The following is a 1,462-nucleotide window of genomic DNA, read 5'->3' on the forward strand; positions in this document are numbered from 1 at the left end:
CTTCGACCGAAGCCAGTTTTAATCGAGATTCAAGTGCGTACAACTTTTGGATTTTGGCTAACGCCACATCCGCTTTACCTGTTTTACCTTTGCCCTGAAGCTTCTTCGCTTCCATGAACTTACGACGTGCATGAGCGAAGCAACCGACATTGGTGACGTTGGTTAATCCATCATAAGCCGCGTAACCATCACTTTGCAGATAGCCTGAGTAATCACCCAAGAAGTTCACGGGGCACACTCTCGCGCGACTGTTTTGATAGTCGAACAAGACGATATTTTTCATGTCAGGGAGTTTAGCTTCAGGGGAGTCGGCTCCCGAGCAGTACAACCACATATAACATTGCTTGTCTTCCTTGAGCACATTGAGCGGCGTTTCATCGGCCTGAACCACCACTTGTTCGAGTAAGTGAGTCTTCAGTGCCTGATAAAGCGGTTTGAACTTTTCACTAACCTGGATTACCCACCTTGCCATGGTGGTTCTCGATAGCTCGATACCTGACTGGGTAAACAGGGATTCTTGGCGATAAAGTGGCATCGCATATTGGTATTTGCCAAGGATGATATTGGCCAGCAAGCTTTCTGTGGCGAAGCTTTTAGGGATGATGCTTATCGGTGCGGGTTGTTGGTGAATGTGGCTTTTTTCAGCCTGTTGTTCACACTGACGACAGGCGTATTTTGGGCGAACATATTCCAACACTTTCAATACAGCGGGCGTGAACTCCAGCTTTTCACTGCGGTCTTCGCCGATTTTATGCAAAATGTGTTGGCAGCATGAGCACTGCTTGTCGTGCTCATCTAGGTCAAGTACGAGTGTTTCACGTGGCAAGTCTTTAGGAAGCGGTTGACGTTTACCACGACGTTTAATGGTCGTCGTTGTGGTGGTGATAACCTCATCTTCCGCTTTCGCCGCTTCACATTCTGCTTCATTAAAGAGGTCACCCTGTGCTTCGTTATATGGCTTTAACGCTTCCGAGCGTTTGGCGAACTGGCGGTCAAGGGCGAGTTTGAACTGTTCGATTAAGGATTGGCGTTCTTGCTGCCACTCATTTTTCTCCGACATCAACGCTTTCACCATAGCTTGAAGTTCGGCGATGTCTTGGCTTTCTGGGTTAATATCGGGCGTCTTTTTCATGGCATTGATTATACTAAAAACACCACGGAAAGGCTTGGTATATCTGACTTTTATTGAAGTTAACTCATTGTAAAGTTGTCTATTTTCATCGGTTTATGGCCGATTATTGTGAAGCCAGATAACAGTCTATCTAAGTCAAATTGAGTCAGGGTGTACGTCTGTTTTTTCTCTTGACTGGGCCATTTGAATTTGGCTTTTTCGAGCCGTTTGTACCACAGGGCAAAGCCCGTTTTATCCCAGTACAACACTTTGACTTTGTCGCGTTGTTTATTGGTAAACAGGAATAGCGCACCTGTACCTAGCGGCAAATCGGTTTCGGACTCGATAATC

At 46.2% G+C, this 1,462-nt stretch carries 2 protein-coding genes; both read right to left on the reverse strand.

The genetic code is table 11. The features are described from left to right. Positions 1-1,132, reverse strand: a 1,132-nt coding sequence (locus EYW48_RS21085; protein ID WP_277433037.1) for an IS66-like element ISVa12 family transposase, incomplete at its 3' end; no start/stop codon positions are given. A gap of 59 nt (positions 1,133-1,191) precedes the next feature. Continuing rightward, a partial coding sequence (gene tnpB, locus EYW48_RS21090; protein ID WP_277433038.1) for an IS66 family insertion sequence element accessory protein TnpB occupies positions 1,192-1,462 on the reverse strand: 271 nt, incomplete at its 5' end.

This window comes from Vibrio sp. 1180_3, assembly GCF_029478545.1.
In the GTDB taxonomy this organism is placed as follows: domain Bacteria; phylum Pseudomonadota; class Gammaproteobacteria; order Enterobacterales; family Vibrionaceae; genus Vibrio; species Vibrio aestuarianus.